16 protein-coding genes and 2 pseudogenes are annotated in these 16320 nt (G+C 60.4%); 16 read left to right on the top strand and 2 right to left on the bottom strand.

The window, feature by feature from the left end; genetic code table 11:
* Positions 1 to 2: 2 nt before the first annotated feature.
* The 8 genes from PCO31110_RS20810 to PCO31110_RS20775 all read left to right on the top strand — a co-directional run bounded on the left by PCO31110_RS20810 (position 3) and on the right by PCO31110_RS20775 (position 7239).
* Positions 3 to 1571, top strand: a complete 1569-nt coding sequence (locus PCO31110_RS20810; protein WP_048628175.1) for a hypothetical protein — start codon at positions 3 to 5, stop codon at positions 1569 to 1571.
* Positions 1546 to 2478 (top strand): glycerophosphodiester phosphodiesterase, encoded by a 933-nt coding sequence (locus PCO31110_RS20805; RefSeq protein WP_048628174.1) that lies wholly within the window; start codon positions 1546 to 1548, stop codon positions 2476 to 2478. Before PCO31110_RS20810 ends, PCO31110_RS20805 begins: the two co-directional genes overlap by 26 nt.
* 143 nt (positions 2479 to 2621) lie before the next feature.
* Positions 2622 to 3056, top strand: coding sequence for a T3SS (YopN, CesT) and YbjN peptide-binding chaperone 1 (locus PCO31110_RS20800; protein WP_048628173.1), 435 nt, complete (start codon positions 2622 to 2624; stop codon positions 3054 to 3056).
* 62 nt (positions 3057 to 3118) lie between these two features.
* A complete protein-coding gene (locus tag PCO31110_RS20795) occupies positions 3119 to 3883 on the top strand; it encodes an RNA polymerase sigma factor (protein ID WP_048628172.1) in 765 nt (254 codons plus the stop codon).
* Entirely contained in the window at positions 3880 to 4527 is a 648-nt protein-coding gene (locus PCO31110_RS20790; RefSeq protein WP_048628171.1) for a hypothetical protein, read from the top strand. Before PCO31110_RS20795 ends, PCO31110_RS20790 begins: the two co-directional genes overlap by 4 nt.
* A 274-nt stretch (positions 4528 to 4801) precedes the next feature.
* Positions 4802 to 5578, top strand: coding sequence for a hypothetical protein (locus PCO31110_RS20785; protein ID WP_048628170.1), 777 nt, complete (start codon positions 4802 to 4804; stop codon positions 5576 to 5578).
* Between the two features lie 90 nt (positions 5579 to 5668).
* The gene (locus tag PCO31110_RS20780; RefSeq protein WP_048628169.1) at positions 5669 to 6457 is read left to right on the top strand and encodes a DUF4852 domain-containing protein; all 789 of its coding nucleotides are present in this window, start codon (positions 5669 to 5671) and stop codon (positions 6455 to 6457) included.
* Between the two features lie 155 nt (positions 6458 to 6612).
* Complete coding sequence (locus PCO31110_RS20775; RefSeq protein ID WP_167370711.1) at positions 6613 to 7239, top strand: class I SAM-dependent methyltransferase; 627 nt, start codon at positions 6613 to 6615, stop codon at positions 7237 to 7239.
* A 29-nt stretch (positions 7240 to 7268) separates the two neighbouring features.
* Here the strand turns inward: PCO31110_RS20775 and PCO31110_RS20770 are convergent, their stop codons facing one another.
* On the bottom strand, positions 7269 to 7817 hold the full coding sequence (locus PCO31110_RS20770) for a hypothetical protein (protein ID WP_150691302.1): 549 nt from the start codon (positions 7815 to 7817) through the stop codon (positions 7269 to 7271).
* Between the two features lie 106 nt (positions 7818 to 7923).
* Between PCO31110_RS20770 and PCO31110_RS20765 the strand changes: the two genes are divergently transcribed.
* From PCO31110_RS20765 to PCO31110_RS25775, 7 genes and pseudogenes are all read left to right on the top strand, one after another.
* The gene (locus PCO31110_RS20765) at positions 7924 to 9057 is read left to right on the top strand and encodes a TauD/TfdA family dioxygenase (protein WP_048628166.1); all 1134 of its coding nucleotides are present in this window, start codon (positions 7924 to 7926) and stop codon (positions 9055 to 9057) included.
* Between the two features lie 23 nt (positions 9058 to 9080).
* Positions 9081 to 10187, top strand: coding sequence for an aminotransferase class I/II-fold pyridoxal phosphate-dependent enzyme (locus PCO31110_RS20760; RefSeq protein WP_048628165.1), 1107 nt, complete (start codon positions 9081 to 9083; stop codon positions 10185 to 10187).
* Between the two features lie 74 nt (positions 10188 to 10261).
* Positions 10262 to 11446 (top strand): hydroxymethylglutaryl-CoA lyase-like TIM-barrel protein, encoded by a 1185-nt coding sequence (locus tag PCO31110_RS20755; protein ID WP_072632750.1) that lies wholly within the window; start codon positions 10262 to 10264, stop codon positions 11444 to 11446.
* Complete coding sequence (locus PCO31110_RS20750; RefSeq protein WP_048628163.1) at positions 11443 to 12204, top strand: nucleotidyltransferase family protein; 762 nt, start codon at positions 11443 to 11445, stop codon at positions 12202 to 12204. The genes PCO31110_RS20755 and PCO31110_RS20750 overlap by 4 nt, the downstream gene beginning before the upstream one ends.
* Positions 12201 to 13085 (top strand): glycosyltransferase, encoded by an 885-nt coding sequence (locus PCO31110_RS20745; RefSeq protein ID WP_048628162.1) that lies wholly within the window; start codon positions 12201 to 12203, stop codon positions 13083 to 13085. Before PCO31110_RS20750 ends, PCO31110_RS20745 begins: the two co-directional genes overlap by 4 nt.
* A gap of 15 nt (positions 13086 to 13100) precedes the next feature.
* On the top strand, positions 13101 to 13889 hold the full coding sequence (locus PCO31110_RS20740; protein ID WP_053086327.1) for a 2OG-Fe(II) oxygenase: 789 nt from the start codon (positions 13101 to 13103) through the stop codon (positions 13887 to 13889).
* Positions 13890 to 13896: 7 nt separating this feature from the next.
* A pseudogene (locus tag PCO31110_RS25775) lies at positions 13897 to 14058 on the top strand (IS3 family transposase); the annotation flags it as partial.
* Here PCO31110_RS25775 and PCO31110_RS20735 read toward each other — a convergent pair.
* A pseudogene (locus PCO31110_RS20735) lies at positions 14053 to 14696 on the bottom strand (tyrosine-type recombinase/integrase); the annotation flags it as partial. The pseudogenes PCO31110_RS25775 and PCO31110_RS20735 sit on opposite strands and share 6 nt — an antisense overlap.
* Positions 14697 to 14941: 245 nt before the next feature.
* On the opposite strand from PCO31110_RS20735, the gene PCO31110_RS20730 reads away from it, so the two are divergent.
* Positions 14942 to 16050, top strand: a protein-coding gene (locus tag PCO31110_RS20730; protein WP_150691301.1) for an IS3 family transposase whose coding sequence is annotated in 2 segments (ribosomal slippage) — positions 14942 to 15191 and positions 15191 to 16050 — 1110 coding nt in all. Because the reading frame shifts where the segments join, the coding sequence is not laid out codon by codon here.
* The last annotated feature ends 270 nt before the right edge of the window (positions 16051 to 16320 follow it).

Below are 16320 nucleotides of genomic sequence, written 5' to 3'. Positions count from 1 at the left end.
TCGTGCGCAATACCCTGCTGAAACAGACGGCGTTTCTGATCGCCCTCACGCTGGTCTACCTGACTTTCGAACTCGGCTTCAACGGGCGCCTGCTCGACGTGGTGGGCGGCACCGCAACCATCGACGATGTGCATCACATCGAAGTCTACGGGCGCACGCTCTCGGGCATTGCGGCGGCGCTGTTCGTGCTGCAATGGCTCATGGGCAAGCGTACGAAGAGCGGCAAGGACGGCGGCAAGAAGTCGCCCGGCTTGCGCACCATCGGCATTGCGTGCCTCGTGACCATCGTCGTGGTGTATTTCGCCATCAAGACCTTCGTCGACGTGCTGGTGACCACGCGCGACGCCGAGTTCCGTCGCATTGCAGCCAACACGATTCTGTTACAACGCTCGCTTGTCGAGGGACGTCTGCAACTGGACGGGCTGACGGGCAGCGACATGGTGTTCGCCAAACCGCAGGGCAAGGCGTTTCTGGCGCTGTTCCCGGTGTTGGCCGTATCGGTCGACCGGCTCGACGAGAAGACCCGCGCGGTCAAGGCGACGCTGGTGCGAGAAGCGGTGCGCCGCGAGATCGGCGGCGCGAAGGGCTACTACGACAACTATCGCGACGCGATGAAGCGGCTGCACGACGACTGGAGCAAGTACGCTGCGATCATCCCCGACAGCGATTCAGGTTTGCTCGCCGAGCAACAGCGCGCGTGGAACGACTATCGCGCCCGCTTGTCGCGCCGTGGCTGGCAGCCGGAGACGGTGCCGTTCTATGCACGCGGCAAGGTGAGCGCGAGCGTTCGCCGAGATCTGCCTGCGCTCCCCGGCAACTGGCATCCCAGCGACATCGTGTCGTTCTATCGTGCGGTTGCGGTGAAGTACCGTCAGGCGGCTGCGCGCAAGGTTCATAGCGTGGAGGTCGGCGGCGAGACGATTCCGCCGGGGCTCTCGTACGAAGCGTTCGTGGCCCGTGCGGGCGTGCAGAAGGAACTGCGCAAATCGCTAGGTCTGCCCGCGAGCGCCACGGTGCAGCCGTCGTACGCCAGCACCGAAGCATTCGGCCAGTTGTTCGACGCCTTCTCCGACGAGCAGGCGCGCTTGCAGATGAGCAAATACGATGCGAAGCCGGCCGACTTCGAGGATGGCGGCAAGTACGCGCAGGAAGGCATCGACGCCACGCGGGCGGCCATCGTGCCCGCCGTCGCGCTGTTCTTCTCGCTGCTGGGCGCCATCGCACACTTCTCCAAGCTGTTGTTCCTGAGCGCCAAGTGCCTGATGCTCATGCGCACCGGCCCGGACGGCGAGTTGAGCCGCCGAGCCTCGCGCACGGCGCTTGCCGTGCTCTTCTGCGCGATGATCGGGGTGTGGACGATCCTGTCGATGGCGTCGAACGACATTACCCGCAGCGACTTGTTCGGCCAGATGATGTCGTGGGCGCGCACGGGGGCCTCGGGCGGTCGTGCGCTGACCAACATCGCGCATGTCGTCGTGGTGGGACAGGGCTACGGCTATCCGCTCAACGAAGCGATTCGCAAGGATGTTCTGCAAGGGCTGAACTATGGCTATCACCCGGCTGCGCACTAGCACCGCCGCGCTTGCGCTGACGGTGCTGGCGGCGATGACCTCGCCGTCGTATGCCGCCTGTCTCGGCATGCAGATTCACGCGCATCGCGGCTCAGCCGCCGACCCCGAGAATTCCGGCAGTGCGCTGCGCAGCGGCTACGCCGGAAAATGGGACGGTGTGGAGACCGACATGCAGCAGTTGTCCGACGGCACCTGGGTGCTGCATCACGACTTGCGCACGGGCCGCTCGGTGCTCGCGGGCGCACCGCGTCCGGTGGCGCAGCTCACGAGTGCCGAGTGGCGCGCCGCACGCATGACGCTCAACGGCAGGCCGACTGCCGAGGCGCCGCCGTTTCTGTCCGATGCCCTTGCCATCGCAAGCGGCTATCCGGGCAAGACGCTCAACGCGGAAATCAAGGAAGTCGTCGACAACTGCGCACCGATTCAGGGGCTGGTGGCGCAGATGCGCCAGGGCATACCGCATGGCAACTGGTTCCTGACGTCCGGGCTGTTGCAGAACCTTCGCTGCGCGCGCACGGCCGATGCCCAGGGGTACATGGGGCTGATCGTGTTCGATGGCCGCAACGCCGAAGCGGCGGCGTCGAACCGTTGGACGAAGATGATTGCGAAGCACGCCAAGGCCCCTGTGCTCGACCGGAACTGGATGAACCGGCTGGTCGCCGAGCTGGGCCTGCCAGCCGGCATTCACGTCGACGCGCGTACCATGGACGCCAACCCGGATCTGCTGGCGGACGCCACGGCCTCACGGCTGGCTGTCTTCGCCTATGCGGTGCAGGGCGACGCCGCGCTAGCGGACGCCATCGGCCGGGCGCACGCGCGCACCGGGAAACTGCCGAGCGGTGCGGTGATCGATGGCGACGCCGACGCTTTTTGCCGTCGCGTTGCGAGCACCACCGGCCTGCACTGAGTCGTCGTGACGTAATACCTTTCCGGTTTCCCGCTTCTGCTGCGAATAGGGGATGTCGGCGCCTTGCCGCCAGCCCGCCGGTCACCCCCGGCGGGTCCATCCCGATCGCATTCGGATCCCTTGCGGATCCTCAGGAGCCAGCCATGCACCAAGCCATTCCGACCCTGCTCGATTACTTCAAGCGCGAGGGCTATGTCGCCCATGTGGACGACGACGGCGACATCGTCTTCAAGCGCGAAGGCATGAATTACGCCTTGTGTTTTGATCGCGAGGACCCGGAATTCTCCAAATTGCTGCTGCCCAACGTGTGGTGTGTCGATACGCCGGAGGAGCGGGCGTTCGTGTTGCACGCCATGAACGAGATCAATCGCCGCTACAAGGCGATCAAGATCCACACAGTGGACGACCAGGTGTGGCTTGCCGTGGAGATGTGGCTTGTCGATCAGGCCGATTGGGCGGTGCACCTGCCGCGTGCGGTACGGGCGTTGTCGCATGCGCTGTTCCGGTTTGCGGAGCAGATGCGGATCTCGGTTGAGGAGGCCCGTGGGGCCAATGAGACACTACGGTTGAATCACTGATTCCGGCGGGGACGGTACGGCGCGGATCACGTAGAATTCGCGCTGGACTACGCCCTGCCCGCATGAAAAGCGACGACATCGATAACGAAGAACTGACGCGCCTGCTACGCAAGTTCGGCAAAGCCGGAGACCGCAGCCGCGAGGCGCTTGCGGCGCACCGCAAGTTCTACGACCATATTGCCCGCGTGCTAGACCGGCAGGCATTGCAGGCGACCAATTACAACGAAGATCTGGCCGTCGCCGCAGTGCAAGACGCCTGGCTGCGCATTCTGCGCAAGGCCGAGACCTACGATCCGGCGCGCGCTACGGTCAAGACATGGGTCAAAGACATCACGTACAAATGTGCGATCGATGTATTGCGCAAGCATTACAAGCACAATCGCAATACCTCCCTGTCAAATGAGGATGCCGCGTCGGCTGACGCCGACGGCGACGCTACCGCGGGCCGCACCAGTGCGAGCCACTGGCTCGAGCCTGTTTCCGATCCCGACGAGACCGCCTGCGACCTGCCGTCACCTGAAGACCGTGCCTACGGTTCGCAACTCGAGCGCGTGATGCGAGACTGTCTCAACATGTTGCCGACCGGTGACGGGCCGAACTACCGGCTGGCGATGGAGCTCACGCTGGAGGACGAACTGAGCTACGCAGACATGACCGTGCGTTTGCAGGAACAGACTCCGCCCGGGGTTCTCATCAATGCCGAGCAGGTGCGCGGCTGGGTCCGGGCGGCCACGCAGCGTATGCGTCGGTGTGTGTCTGCAAAACTCGGCTGGGCGCGTCCGAAGCGAGGCGGCATGGCCACGGATCAAAAGGAGACGCGCGCATGACGAACGACGATCAGGAACGCTTCCGTGCGTTGGCTCTGCTGTATGTCTGCGGCAAGCTCGACGACACCGAGTCGGCATGGATGAAGCAGAAATTGACTGCGCATCCCGAATGGCAGGCGACGCTCGACGAGGAGCAGCGCTTCGCCGACACGACCCGCGAGGCTATCAATTCGAGCTACGCCGAGCGTCGTCCGCTGGTGGCATTCGACGAGTTGCCTACGCTGGCGCCGGAACGCGGCGCGCTGTCGTTGGCGGAGCGCTTGCGTGCGTGGTGGACGCGTCCGATACCGCGCGGCTGGGCGTTCGCCTCCCTTGCCGCGCTGGTGCTGGTGGCCGGTACACAGACGATGCGTCTGGCCGAAATGACATCGACGTCTGAAGACAATGGCGCAAGCGCGATGCGTGGCGCACCGGTGTCTCCGGCGCCGGGTGTGCCAATGCTTCAGGTGATCTTCGCAGACGGCACGACCGTCGCGCAACTGCGCAAGGCGATCGGCGATCTGCAACTGGATATCGTGCGCGGTCCCGACGAGGACGGCATGATCTGGCTCGCAGTGCCCGCGGGGAACGCTGTGAAGGCGCTCACGGATCTCAAGGCGACGGGGCTGCTGTCATACGGCGAAGTGGTGGACGACCTGCACTGACCGGGGGGCGCTGCCGCGCATCGACACGCAGGATCAAGGGGGCTTCGGCCCCCTTTGTTTTTGTCCGCGCGCCTGTCGCGTCGCGCGGGGATTTCGCCCGCGAAAATATTTCTCAGATTCTTTTCCGGTTTTGCCGGGGCGCTCCGAATAGGGGGTATCCGCCGCGATGCTCGATGAGCCCGGCGGGCAACGGCGCGGGCCCGTGAGACGGCCGTGCGCTCGACCCAACCCCTCAGCGTGCCGCAGATGCGACACCAAGCACTGGAGAGAAACGATGAACCAACGTGGCAAGATTTTGCGCGACACGAGCACCGGCCCCGGCCTTGTCAGCATTGGCGGTCACCAATATCCGTTCACCCTGGAAGGTGTGTGGCAATCGGAGCAGGCCCCCGCTGTGAACATGACGGTCGATGCGCTGATCGACGAAGCAGGCCAGTTGGCGCAACTGCGTGCGGTCTCCGATAGCCAGCTCGCCCGCGAGGCGACTGACGAGGCACTCTCCGCAGTCAAGCAGCGCGGTAATGCGCTCGTGGCCCGCTTCGGGGCGCGCACGCTTGGCGCGATGGGCTTGCTGGCCGTGTCCTGGTTCTTCCTGAACACCATCACGGTGCAGGTGTCGTCGAACTACAAGGTCGGCATTTCGCTGTGGAAGTTGCTGGGCCTGATCAATGCGCCGGGCGGCATGATCAACGCGCTGGGCGGCAACGGCGGCAGCGCAGGTGTGTACGGTGTAGTGGCCGCAGTCGCACTGTTCGCGCCGCTGGCCCCTTACTTCGTGCGCGATCCGCGCGCGCATCTCGCGAACCTGTTGCCGCTCCTCTTCATGGGGGTGCTGATGGCCGGCATCTACATGAACATCAGCGACGGCATTTCGCAAGCTCAGGGCGCGGCAACGATGTTCGGCGGCAAGCAGGCGGCAGACTTCGCCAGCGAACTCGTTCGTGAAGCGCTCAAGGCCGTGTCGATCGGGCTGGGGGGATATCTCGCCGTGCTGGTGAGCCTGTATCTCGCGGCAACCGGCGTGCTCGGCTGGACGGCGGCCAAGCGCTGATTCGCACCGTCGACCGACATCGACTTCACGCGTTATTCCCACCTATGAACGCACTCGAATCCCGAGTATTCCTCAATAAGGATGCCCATCATGCATACGCACACGCTCGCTCTGCAACGTAGTTTCAAACATCTTGTGCTGACGGTGGCGTTCGCCGCAGCGTCGGTCGGATTGTCGGCCTGTGGCGACAAGGCGCCGCAGGGCAAGCCCGCCGCCGACGCCGCCCCCGCAACGCCGAATCTGGCAGACGCGACTTCGCTGCGGGCCGTGGCACAGGCGCAGCAGCAGGCCGCGCAGGCGGCGCTGCCCAACGGAGATCCGGCTACGCCTGCATCGAGCTATGTCGAATACAACAGCGGCAATCAGTTGATGTTCGCGTACCTCGCGCTGGCCGACATGCCGGTCGACTACGATCAGATCGCCAATCGCATGTCGCGTGACTATGCGGGCGCGAACGACGAGTTCCGCAAGCGCGATCTGCTTGCAGCCCTCAAGCCACGAATCGATCAGGCGGTTGCGCAGGCCAAGGCACAGCGCTACTTCCGCATTACCGTGAGCAATCCTGTTCAGAAGTACGACTTCGAGAGGAAGAGCTTCCCGCTCGACAGTTCGTTGTGGGAGAGCGGCTCGTTCCGTTATTTCTACGATAACGGCGAGTACCGTCTGAGTTTCAGCAATGGAGATGGCTTCCGTTATCTGGCGGTTGCCAATGAAGACGCAGCCCGAAACATCGAGTCGATGCGCGCGCGTGGCGCGGCGCCGACGCTGGTGGTCTATGGCTACACGCAATCCGCCGACATGTCGAACAAGTCTGTCAAGGCACAAATCGTCAAGGTGGCGCTGGTCGATCGTCAGGGCAACGTGTTGGCCGAGCAATAATCCGGCCTGAGTGTGGGAGGCGCGTAATTAGGCTCGGAATCCATCTGGGAATGCCTCAAGATATGCTGTAACGTACTGCACTTAAGTGTTCCTGCCCATTGGGACTGTTGCACAACGAGCGCTCCTCCCGCGCTCGCAAAAAAATGCATTCGATTATGTCAATTCGAGCCGGCTACGATACGTGGTCCACCACGTACGACAACGACGAAAACATCACACGTGACCTCGACTCCTGGGTGACAGAGAAGCAGTTTGCGAATCAGGCTTTTCAAGCGGTCATTGACTGCGGCTGTGGCACGGGAAAGAACATTCCATTTTTTGCGGCGCGTGCGGAAAGCGTTCTGGGAATGGATTTTTCTGCGGGAATGATCGGTATCGCACGTCAAAAAGCGGTGCGGCCAAACGTCGCATTCCTGGAGTGGGATATCAGCCAGCCGTGGCCGGTGGACAGTGCTTCACATGATCTGATCAGTTGCAACCTGGTGTTGCAGCACGTGGAACGACTCGACGCGGTGTTTGCTCAGGTGCGGCGCTGCCTGAAGCCGGGAGGTCGTTTTTTCATCAGTGAGCTCCATCCCATAAAGAAGTATCAGGGCAGCATGGCGCGCTATGTCCGCAATAGCGAGGACCTGACGGTGCCTGCGTTTGACCATCAGATCAGCCACTTTCTCCAGGCGGCGCGGCAACATCAGCTTCGCCTGGTGGATATGGATGAGGCCTGGCATGACCGCGATGCTGGGCGTCCGCCCAGGCTGGTCACATTCCTCTTTGAGAAAATCTGACATAGCAAGCCCATGGACGGCACCCCGATCTATCGGATGACCCAGACCTCCTTGTCAATTTCCTGCCAGAGTGTCTCCAGAACGCCAAGGCGGGGTGCAGACTGCATTGCGACTGCCAGAGGACTGACCATGCGCACGACGTTCCCGGCCACGCCGGGTTGGCGTGGCGACAGGAAGTCCAGGTATTCCCGCGACAAGGATGAGGCGTCGATCCAGGCAGTCAGTTGTCGACATTGTTCGATCCAACTCTGTAGTGCAGCGGCAGGCATGCCTTCCTCCACGCGGCATCGATCGAGGAACTCGCGCATGGCTGCTACCGTTTTTGAGATGTCGCGGGCGATCTCGGCAACATCCGGTTCCTTTCTGACCGAACGCCGGCGATGTTGCGCCTGTGCCAGCCGTACCAACGCATCTGCGCTGACGGACGTTGCCGACAGGCCATCGAACCCGTTTAGTCTTGGGATATCGTCGGAATGCAATTTCCCACAGAAATCCAAAATGAAATAAAAGCGTGTCTGGGGAAAGCGTATGTTCGATCTGACGTACGATTTTAAGAATTTTTTATCCAGATCATCCATGGTCTGAATAGGCGATTCCAGCGTGTGCGTAGCATTCATTGCCAAGGGCGACGACTGCAAATTTGGATGAATTCGTATTTTATTTCAGATTTCGATATCGGTAGAAATGCATAAGATCAACGACATTGTCACGGTTGAAGTGGGTTCGCGTTTTATGGACGTGGCTTGGCGCGACGGGAGTGTCAGCCGTTACAGCAAGTTTTGGCTGCGTGACAATTGCGCGTGCGAGATTTGCGGCGATCATGAAAGCGGCAGCCGTTTTCAGTCGTGGCTGAAGATTCCGCAGGACGTGACGTTGCGCCACGTAGCATGGGACGGCGCTTGCCTCGATGTCGTCTGGGATGATGGTGACCATCGATCCCGGTACGCCCTTGCATGGCTGCGGAGCAACTGCCACGTGCAAGCCACGTCGCATACGCAGAAGACTCTCTGGGACATGACCTTGCCCGAGATTCCCACGGCCGACTATCGGCTGGCGTTGCACGACGATCGCGAGCGATACCGGTTACTCGATCATGTGGTTCGCTATGGCTTCGTGGTGGTGAAGAATGTCGGGACCGATCCCGCAGAAACCGCCGCGTTGACCCGGATGCTTGGCTATACGCGTGACACGCATTTTGGCGCCATCACCGATCTGCAACTGCGCGAACAAGGCAGCCATTTGTCCGATTTCCCGGTCGAGATCCTGCCGCATACCGATGAAACGTACCGACCTGTGCCCACCGGCATCAATGTTTTTCATTGCATAACGCCCAGCCGCGATGGCGGTGGCGTGTCTTCGATGACGGACAGTCACGCCTGCGCGAAACAGTTGCAAACTCTCGACGCTGCGGCGTACGAAGTGCTGTGCAAGACCCCTATTCGTCATGCGCGACGCGCCGGCAACGAAATCATTGTCTCGAATCATCCCGCCTTTATGAGGGACTCGGCGGGCGAGTTGACGGAGGTGCGTCTTAACGAGCGCACCATGTCTGCCCTGCGCATCGACCCGGAGCAGATGGATGCCGTCTATGCAGCATTGCGCAAGGCATTGGAGATTGCCTATTCCGGTGCCTATACCGTCTGGTATCCCATGGAAGCGGGTGACGCCATGGTTTTTGACAATCTGCGCGTTCTGCATGGTCGCACCGCGTTCCGAACGGAGCGACTGATTCGACAGACCAATGTGATGCGCGATGAATTCCATGCCCGCCATGCCTTCCTCGCGGAGCAACTGCATTCCATCGGAAGCAAACGCTGATTTTTAATAGTTATCTGACTGCTGTGCACAATCTTACAGAAGAACAAATATCGGCTCTGTCCAATCAATTGAATCTGGCGGACGGTCATGCCTATCGTGAATTGAGTGCGGAGGAAAGTGCAATTATTCAGAATCTCCCTCGCATCTTCATGCAAGTCGATCGCATGCAACAGAGGGAAATTGAGCTGGCCTATGTGCAAACCTTTCTCGGGGCGGCGCGCCAGACCTGTGACCACGATGCCTGGTCGTACTTCATGTGCTTCACCGCGTCGATCGGCCTGGAAGTCGTGGCGAACTACCTTCGCCTGGAAAAGCGCACCGCGGCGTTGATCGAGCCCTGCTTCGACAATCTGCATGACATCCTGCGTCGCCATGACGTTCCGTTGCAGGTATTCCCTGAGGCTTGGATGCAAAGCCGGCCTGATGAATTGCCAATGCATCTGGAGCGCCTTGAAGCGGATGTGCTGTTTCTGGTTGCGCCTAACAATCCGAGCGGAATGGAGCTGCCGCAGGAAAACCTTCAGGTCGTGATTGATTTCTGCGAAAAGAAAAAATGCCTGCTGGTGTTGGATGCGACCTTCCGCTTCTTTCAGCGGCCCGGGGCAGTCTATGACCAATACGCCATGCTCGCGCGCTCCGGGATCGATTGCATCCTGATCGAAGATACGGGCAAAACTTGGCCAACCAAGGAAATCAAGGCGCCCTTTTTTAGCGTTTCCATGGGGCTGGCGCCGCGCATCGCGCATATCTACTCCGACTTTATCCTGCACGTATCGCCGGTGGCCATCGAGTTGTTGCGGAATTTTGTCGCGTTGGGTACCGAGCAGGTGCACGCCGTCATTGCTGCCAATCGTCTGGCCTTGCAGGAGGCGCTGGAAGGAACCTGTCTCTGTCTGCAAGAGGGGGGGCGCATGAGCGTCGCGTGGTTGCAGGTCACAGGGCCGCGCACGGCCACGCAGTGGCAGGCATTGATGGCGGAACACGGCCTGTCCGTACTCACTGGCGTGCAATTTTACTGGGCCCATCCTCACGCAGGTGAGAAATACCTGCGCGTGGCGCTCCAGCGCAATCCTGCGATGTTCCAGTTGGCCTGTACCCGCTTGCGTGCTCTGCTGACGGCTGAGGGTTGAAGCATATGTCCGAGGTATGCAATCTGTTGGCGTCCTGGAACCCTGCTCCGGCGCATCATCTGCGACATGTCCGATTGGAAGAGGATATCCGCGACGCCTTGCAAAGCGTACGTTTGCGGCAGCCTGCGCTTGCGGAAAGAATCCGTCTGCTCGAATTAAGCGCCGCGGTTGGCGTGCAACATGCCTTTCTGGGATTTCCGGCGGCATCACCACAAGAGTACGCCCGCTGCACAGCGCTGGCCCGGCATGTCCATGACCGGAAGTTGCCGATAGAACCTGTGTTCATGGCCCGCGCCGTGGAGGCCGATGTTCAGGCGATTCTGGCGATCCGCGACGCGACGCAGGCCCCCATGGCTGCGGACATTTTTATCGGCATCAGCGATTTACGGCTGCGGGTCGAACACTGGACGTTCGAACAAGCACTGCAAAAGCTCGAGAAAGCGTGTGCTTTGGCCGCACGGGAAAACTTGCCGTTCCGGGTGTCGTACGAAGATGCTTCCCGCGCAGGGCCGGAAGCGCTGACCCGGGGGCTGCAAGCGGCGACCGGCTGGGGTGCCCTCATCGTCGTGATTTGCGACACCGTGGGTGACTGTGTTCCCGAAGGGGCTCGGCGCCTGACCGAATTCGTGATGAATGTGCTCGCACGGATCCATTCCTCCGTGGAAATGGGCTGGCATGGCCACAATGACAAAGGCTTGAGTCTGGCCAACGCGTGGGCGGCCGCCACGAGCGGTGCGTCAATGATAAGCGGCACTTTTCTGGGCGTCGGAGAGCGCACCGGCAATACGCCGCTGGAGCAGTTCATCTGGTTGTTGCGGGAAGCCGGCAATAGCCACTTCGCTCTGGAGCCCATGGCTAGCTTATGTGCCCTTTTGGCCGAATCCGCGGGCATCGGCATTGCCCCGCAGGCGCCGCTGGTCGGCGCCGATGCTTTCAGTACTTCCACGGGCACCCATGTCGCCGCAATTCTCAAGAGCCGCGACTTCGGTGAGGCATATGAGGACCTGGTCTACTCGGCCGTGCCGGCGCGCGCGCTCGGTCGCGAGCAGGCTTTGTTGCTGGGGCCGGGCAGCGGTCGCGCCGCGGTGGAGTATGCGTTGCATGTCTGTGGTGTGGACGTGCAGCCGGAACGGGTCGCGCGTCTTTGGGCGTATTGCCGTAGCCGCCAGGGCTGTCTGACGGGCGTGGATGAGATCCGCTTCGTCGTCGAGCAATTGCTTCGGGACGAGGCGTCATCCCCGGCGGGAGCGTCGTCATGAGCTCCCGGCCGGTTGCGGTCGGGCCGGTGCTTGGGCCCGCGCTGGCGGACGCACTGCATCAGTATTTTGTCCACGCCGATGTGCAGCAATTGCTGGCGCAACTCCGGGTCTTGATGCCCATCCCCTTTTCGGGGGTGGTGCTGTATGGCAGCCTGGCGCGGCGTCCGTTGCCGGCGGAATTCGGCGACTCGGATGTCGACTTGCTGCTGCTGACCGATGAGCCTGCCCACGGCGGTATTTTCGGTTTTGCACAGGAGGTTCAGGTGGATCTTCATGTGCAAACGCGCGCTGCGACACTGGCTGACCTCGCGTCAAACTGGGTTTACGCAGATGCGCGAATTCTCTGGGACGCAAGGCCACCCGAACTGCTGCAATGGCAAAGCACGCTGCGAGCCTGGAAGAGCGCTCACCGGCCCGAGTGGAACGAGGTGGATCGTTTGCGCAATCAGGTTTGGGCTGAGCGACTGATCCGTCGGCTGGAGAAGCTGGCTCCCGTGGATGAAGGGAAAGCCTGGCTGCTGTCGTCACGGCTGATTGCCGCCATACCGCAGTTCCATGCGCACGTGCGTGGCATGCATACCACGTCGTTTAGCCAATGGTGGGGTGCGTTGGCGGTCAGCGACCCGCTGTTGCATGACCGGCTGGACCAATACCTTTGCGCCAGACAACTCCGCCCGCAAACACTGAGAGAGATTTTTGCTCTGATTTTCGAGGCTCCCGTGCCCTGCGATCCCGGTCAATCGGTGCCTATGCCATGACACGCCCCCGTATTTCGGTGCTGCTCGCCGTTTTCAACGGAGAAGCGTTCCTGTCGCAGCAGTTGGAAAGCCTTGCTGCGCAGTCGATGTTGCCCGATGAGCTGGTTGTGTGCGATGACGCATCCACGGATGCCAGTTGGCACATACTGGAACGCTATGCAGCGTGCGCTCCCTTTGCCGTACGGATGCAGCGGAATGAAAAAAATCTGGGCTATTCCCGGAATTTCGGTTGCTGTCTGGAAATGGCGCAAGGAGAGATTCTGTTTTTCTGTGACCAGGACGATGTCTGGTTTCCGGAGAAAATTGCATCTGTGGTGCAAAAAATGGAGTCCCGGGACGATGTTCTGCTGGTGATCCATGACGGGAAACTGGTGGACGAGAATCTGATATGGCAAGGCGCATGCAAGCTTGGACAGGTAAAGGCCTTGTATGCGCCGGAGAGATTCGTTACCGGATCGCTGACGGTGATCAGGAGGCCTTTGGCCACGCTGGCCCAGCCGCTGCCCGACCAGATCAGTCATGACGTGTGGATCCATGCGCTGGCCCTGGCGTTGGATGCACGTCAGATCGACCCGCAGCCTTTGCAACTTATCCGACGGCATGGGCGGAATGCCTCCCTCGGGCGTAGCAGCACACTTAGGCCATTCACACGCTGGCAGGCGATGCTATTACGCTGCCGATGGCGCGATCATCAGTATTGGGAGGAGGAGGCGTATGTGGACCGGGAGGTCGTCCGACGTTTACGGTTCCGAGCTCAGACGGTTGGCCCGTTCATCCGTAGCGACTTGCCTGTACGCCTTGCCCGGCTTCTGCGCAGAGCCAAGCGTATTGAGCGTTGGCGAAGCTGGCCGGGAAGCCGCTTTCTATTCAAATTCTTGTAACACGTGAGGCCCTTGATGTATTTGCCCGTGACATATCTTGATGGGTTCCGTCTGGACATCCAGGGAGCGCGTGACTATGGCACGCCGTTGGCGGATGCCTATCAGCTCGCCACACCTTATCCGCATGTTGTGGTGGACGATCTTTTCCCGCCGGACATCGTAGCGCGCTTGTGCCGGGAATTTCCCTCCGCCGAGGTAGATCATTATCTTTATGACATTGGTTACCGTGGCAGTTTGAAAAGACAGTACTCGCCAGAAAATTGCAGTTCTTTTTGCCGGCAGTTTTTTCAGTTATTGAATTCGGCGCCATTTCTGGAGTTTCTCGGCGCCGTGTCGGGTATTTCGGGTGTCCTTGGAGATCCGTACTTCGAAGGGGGTGGTTTCCATGAAATATTGCCCGGCGGGAAACTGGGAATTCACCGCGATTTCCGCATCCATAAGCGCCTTTCTTTGCTCCGAAGGTTGAATGTCATCCTGTATCTGAACGAAGGCTGGGAGTCCGGGTTTGGTGGGGACCTGGAGTTGTGGAGCCGCGACATGCAGCGCTGTGTGCAGAAGGTCGCACCCGTGATGAACCGATGCGTTATTTTTGCGACGGACGACTGTTCGTTTCATGGTCACCCTGATCCGCTGAGCTGCCCGTCGAACCGCTCCCGGCGCTCCCTTGCGACGTACTACTACACTGCCTCCGAAAATATCTTCGACGAGATTCCGTCGAGGCGCACTCATTTCGTCGCTCGGCCGGGTGAGGCTGAGGACATTAGGATTGCATTGCGCGAGGCCCAGGTTAACTCGGTAAGTTGAGTCTGGTTTGATGAAGCAGGAGCGATTGGCGGTTGCCGCGCCGAAACGACGCCGATGCGGCTCTTATGTGCGCGAGATCGGGCTGGCACCAGAGAACATCGTCAATCGTGACTTCGGCGCAGCGACACCGAACGAGAAATGGCTCGCCGACCTGCTTCAGTTGTTAGTAAGCACGAGGTGATGCGATTTGATTCGAGATGGTTTGCTGTGCAGTGCTAAAGTGGGCTTCCTCGGTCGCTGTTGTTGCTTGGGGAGGCTCAATTCCCGCTTGCGCCAGCATCCAAAACTCAATCTTGTCATGCCACATTCGTAACATGTCGAGCGGCCTGCGTCTATAGTGCTTTTCAGCCAGCGCTGACGGCTTGTGCCCCTGAATCTGTGCCACGACGCCTACGGGAACCTAGCACCATTCGGATAGTGTGCCGAAGGATCGGCGCGGGCCGTGTAGCGTTACATGAGGCAGACCGGCGGATTCGATAGCCTGGTTGTGCGCGTAGCGCGGTTCGGCAATCCGTCCCTTCCCCGAATTGAGGCTGTGAAACACCCAGGGGATGGCTCCCATTTCTGTCCGCGTTCTTCCAGGCTGCGCAGGCGGCGTTTGCTCGGTGGCGTTTCATTGAGTTGCTTCAGATTGAGCAATAGGGAGGCCAGAAAGGGCGTGAGGGGAATTACACGCCCGGTTTCGATCTTGTCTGCGATCTGAAGACTTCGCCACTGGAAGTCGACATTTTCCCAGCGCAGGGCAGCGAGTTCCTCCCGGCGCGCGCCGGTGATAAGCAAGACCTGCAAATACGCGGACTGCACTGGACGCGCAGCGCGATGCGCTCGATCACGTCCGCACTTACGCCTACGAGCATCACCTGCTCACCCGTTACACGGACTTCAACGGCTACGCGGTCCACCTGGAATGGACGTGGCGAGGGCAACCCCTTGGCGCGGTGGCACCGACAAACCCTGCCGACGCGCGTTGCTCGCGCACCTGACCTGTCCGTGAAATTTCGTACCAAAGAAATCTAGAGATAATGGCTCCTCAGCTCAGATGAGGAGTTGGTATGAAGAAAAGCCGGTACAGCGACGAACAGATTGTGCGGATACTGCGCGAGGCAGATCGAGACACAGTGCCTGAGGTGGCCAAGCGCCACGGCGTGAGCGAGGCGTCGATTTACGCTTGGCGAAAGCGCTTCGGTGAGATGGTCAGCGATGACATCAAGCGCCTCATGGCACTCGAAGCGGAGAACGTCCGACTGAAGAAGCTGGTCGCCGACCAGGCGCTCGATATCCAAGTCCTGAAGGAGATCGGCGCAAAAAAGTGGTGAGCGTGCAGGCTCGCTGTGAGCAAGCCCGGTTTGCGATGGCAAGGGGCTTGAGCCAACGGCGAGCGTGCACGCTGATGCAGGTCAGCCGTTCGAGCTTGGGTTACGAGCTCAAGATGCCGAGCAAGAACGCGCCAGTGATCGATGCGATGCGAGCATTGTCGGGGCAATTCCCGCGCTTCGGTTCGCGTCGCATTCGAGTATTGCTCGGGCGTGAAGGCATCGTGGTCGGTCGAGACCGTTGTGCTTCGCTCTGGGCGCAGGCCGGCCTGCAAGTACCAATGAAACGTCGTAGACGCCGCGTGGCAGGCAGTCGTCCAAGACCCCATGCGCCAGCAACCCGCAACTCGGTCTGGTGCTATGACTTCGTATTCGATGCCTGTGCGAACGGCCAGCAAGTTAAATGCCTGACGGTGGTCGATGAATATACGCGGGAGTGCCTGGCGATTGATGTGGCGGGATCGATTCGCTCGCGTCGAGTCATTGAAGTGCTGAGCCGGTTAATTAGCGTGCACGGCGCGCCACGTTATCTGCGCTCAGACAACGGGCCGGAGTTTGTCAGCACAGCGCTGTTGAAATGGGCAGTCCAGGAGCAGATTGAGACGGCACTGATTGACCCCGGCAAACCATGGCAGAACGGCACCAACGAGAGTTTCAACGGAAAATTTCGTGATGAATGTTTGGCGATGGAGTGGTTTCGCAATCGGATCGAGGCGAAGATCGTGATCGAGGACTGGCGCACTCACTACAACGAAGTGCGCCCGCATTCGAGTTTGCAGTACCTGACCCCGGCTGAATTCCGTCGGGTTAGCGAATGTAGTTCAACCACCGGGGCTGTGATTCTCTAGACACCCGTGGTACGAAAATATCCGTCAGGTCACCGCGCGCTATGCGTTTGAGGCACGGCTCCGGGCATCCGCTTCAGGCCGATGGCGGCCGTAGTCCTTCGGCCGCTTACGGCCCGAAGCGGACGTCTGGCCTCACGTTGTATGTGTCCGTTTTCAGTAGGAAGCGTCCAACGGAGGGCGGACTGCAACCAACCGGCAGCAGACCTACCTTGTTCGCGCTCAAGCGCCCGCCAAGTGTCTCAGGGCAAACAGTCAGGCCAATCGATTGAA

This window comes from Pandoraea communis, from assembly GCF_902459745.1.
In the GTDB taxonomy this organism is placed as follows: Bacteria; Pseudomonadota; Gammaproteobacteria; order Burkholderiales; family Burkholderiaceae; genus Pandoraea; species Pandoraea communis.
This window is presented reverse-complemented; position numbering and strand designations above follow the sequence as displayed.

What these genes read in the sequence shown, in the direction of transcription:
- PCO31110_RS20780 (WP_048628169.1), top strand. Translation starts at nt 5,669, where the DNA reads ATGCATACGCACACGCTCGCTCTGCAACGTAGTTTCAAACATCTTGTG.
- PCO31110_RS20775 (WP_167370711.1), top strand. Translation starts at nt 6,613, where the DNA reads ATGTCAATTCGAGCCGGCTACGATACGTGGTCCACCACGTACGACAAC.
- PCO31110_RS20785 (WP_048628170.1), top strand. Translation starts at nt 4,802, where the DNA reads ATGAACCAACGTGGCAAGATTTTGCGCGACACGAGCACCGGCCCCGGC.
- PCO31110_RS20740 (WP_053086327.1), top strand. Translation starts at nt 13,101, where the DNA reads ATGTATTTGCCCGTGACATATCTTGATGGGTTCCGTCTGGACATCCAG.
- PCO31110_RS20800 (WP_048628173.1), top strand. Translation starts at nt 2,622, where the DNA reads ATGCACCAAGCCATTCCGACCCTGCTCGATTACTTCAAGCGCGAGGGC.
- PCO31110_RS20790 (WP_048628171.1), top strand. Translation starts at nt 3,880, where the DNA reads ATGACGAACGACGATCAGGAACGCTTCCGTGCGTTGGCTCTGCTGTAT.
- PCO31110_RS20795 (WP_048628172.1), top strand. Translation starts at nt 3,119, where the DNA reads ATGAAAAGCGACGACATCGATAACGAAGAACTGACGCGCCTGCTACGC.
- PCO31110_RS20765 (WP_048628166.1), top strand. Translation starts at nt 7,924, where the DNA reads ATGCATAAGATCAACGACATTGTCACGGTTGAAGTGGGTTCGCGTTTT.
- PCO31110_RS20745 (WP_048628162.1), top strand. Translation starts at nt 12,201, where the DNA reads ATGACACGCCCCCGTATTTCGGTGCTGCTCGCCGTTTTCAACGGAGAA.
- PCO31110_RS20805 (WP_048628174.1), top strand. Translation starts at nt 1,546, where the DNA reads ATGGCTATCACCCGGCTGCGCACTAGCACCGCCGCGCTTGCGCTGACG.
- PCO31110_RS20770 (WP_150691302.1), bottom strand. Translation starts at nt 7,817, where the DNA reads ATGGATGATCTGGATAAAAAATTCTTAAAATCGTACGTCAGATCGAAC.
- PCO31110_RS20750 (WP_048628163.1), top strand. Translation starts at nt 11,443, where the DNA reads ATGAGCTCCCGGCCGGTTGCGGTCGGGCCGGTGCTTGGGCCCGCGCTG.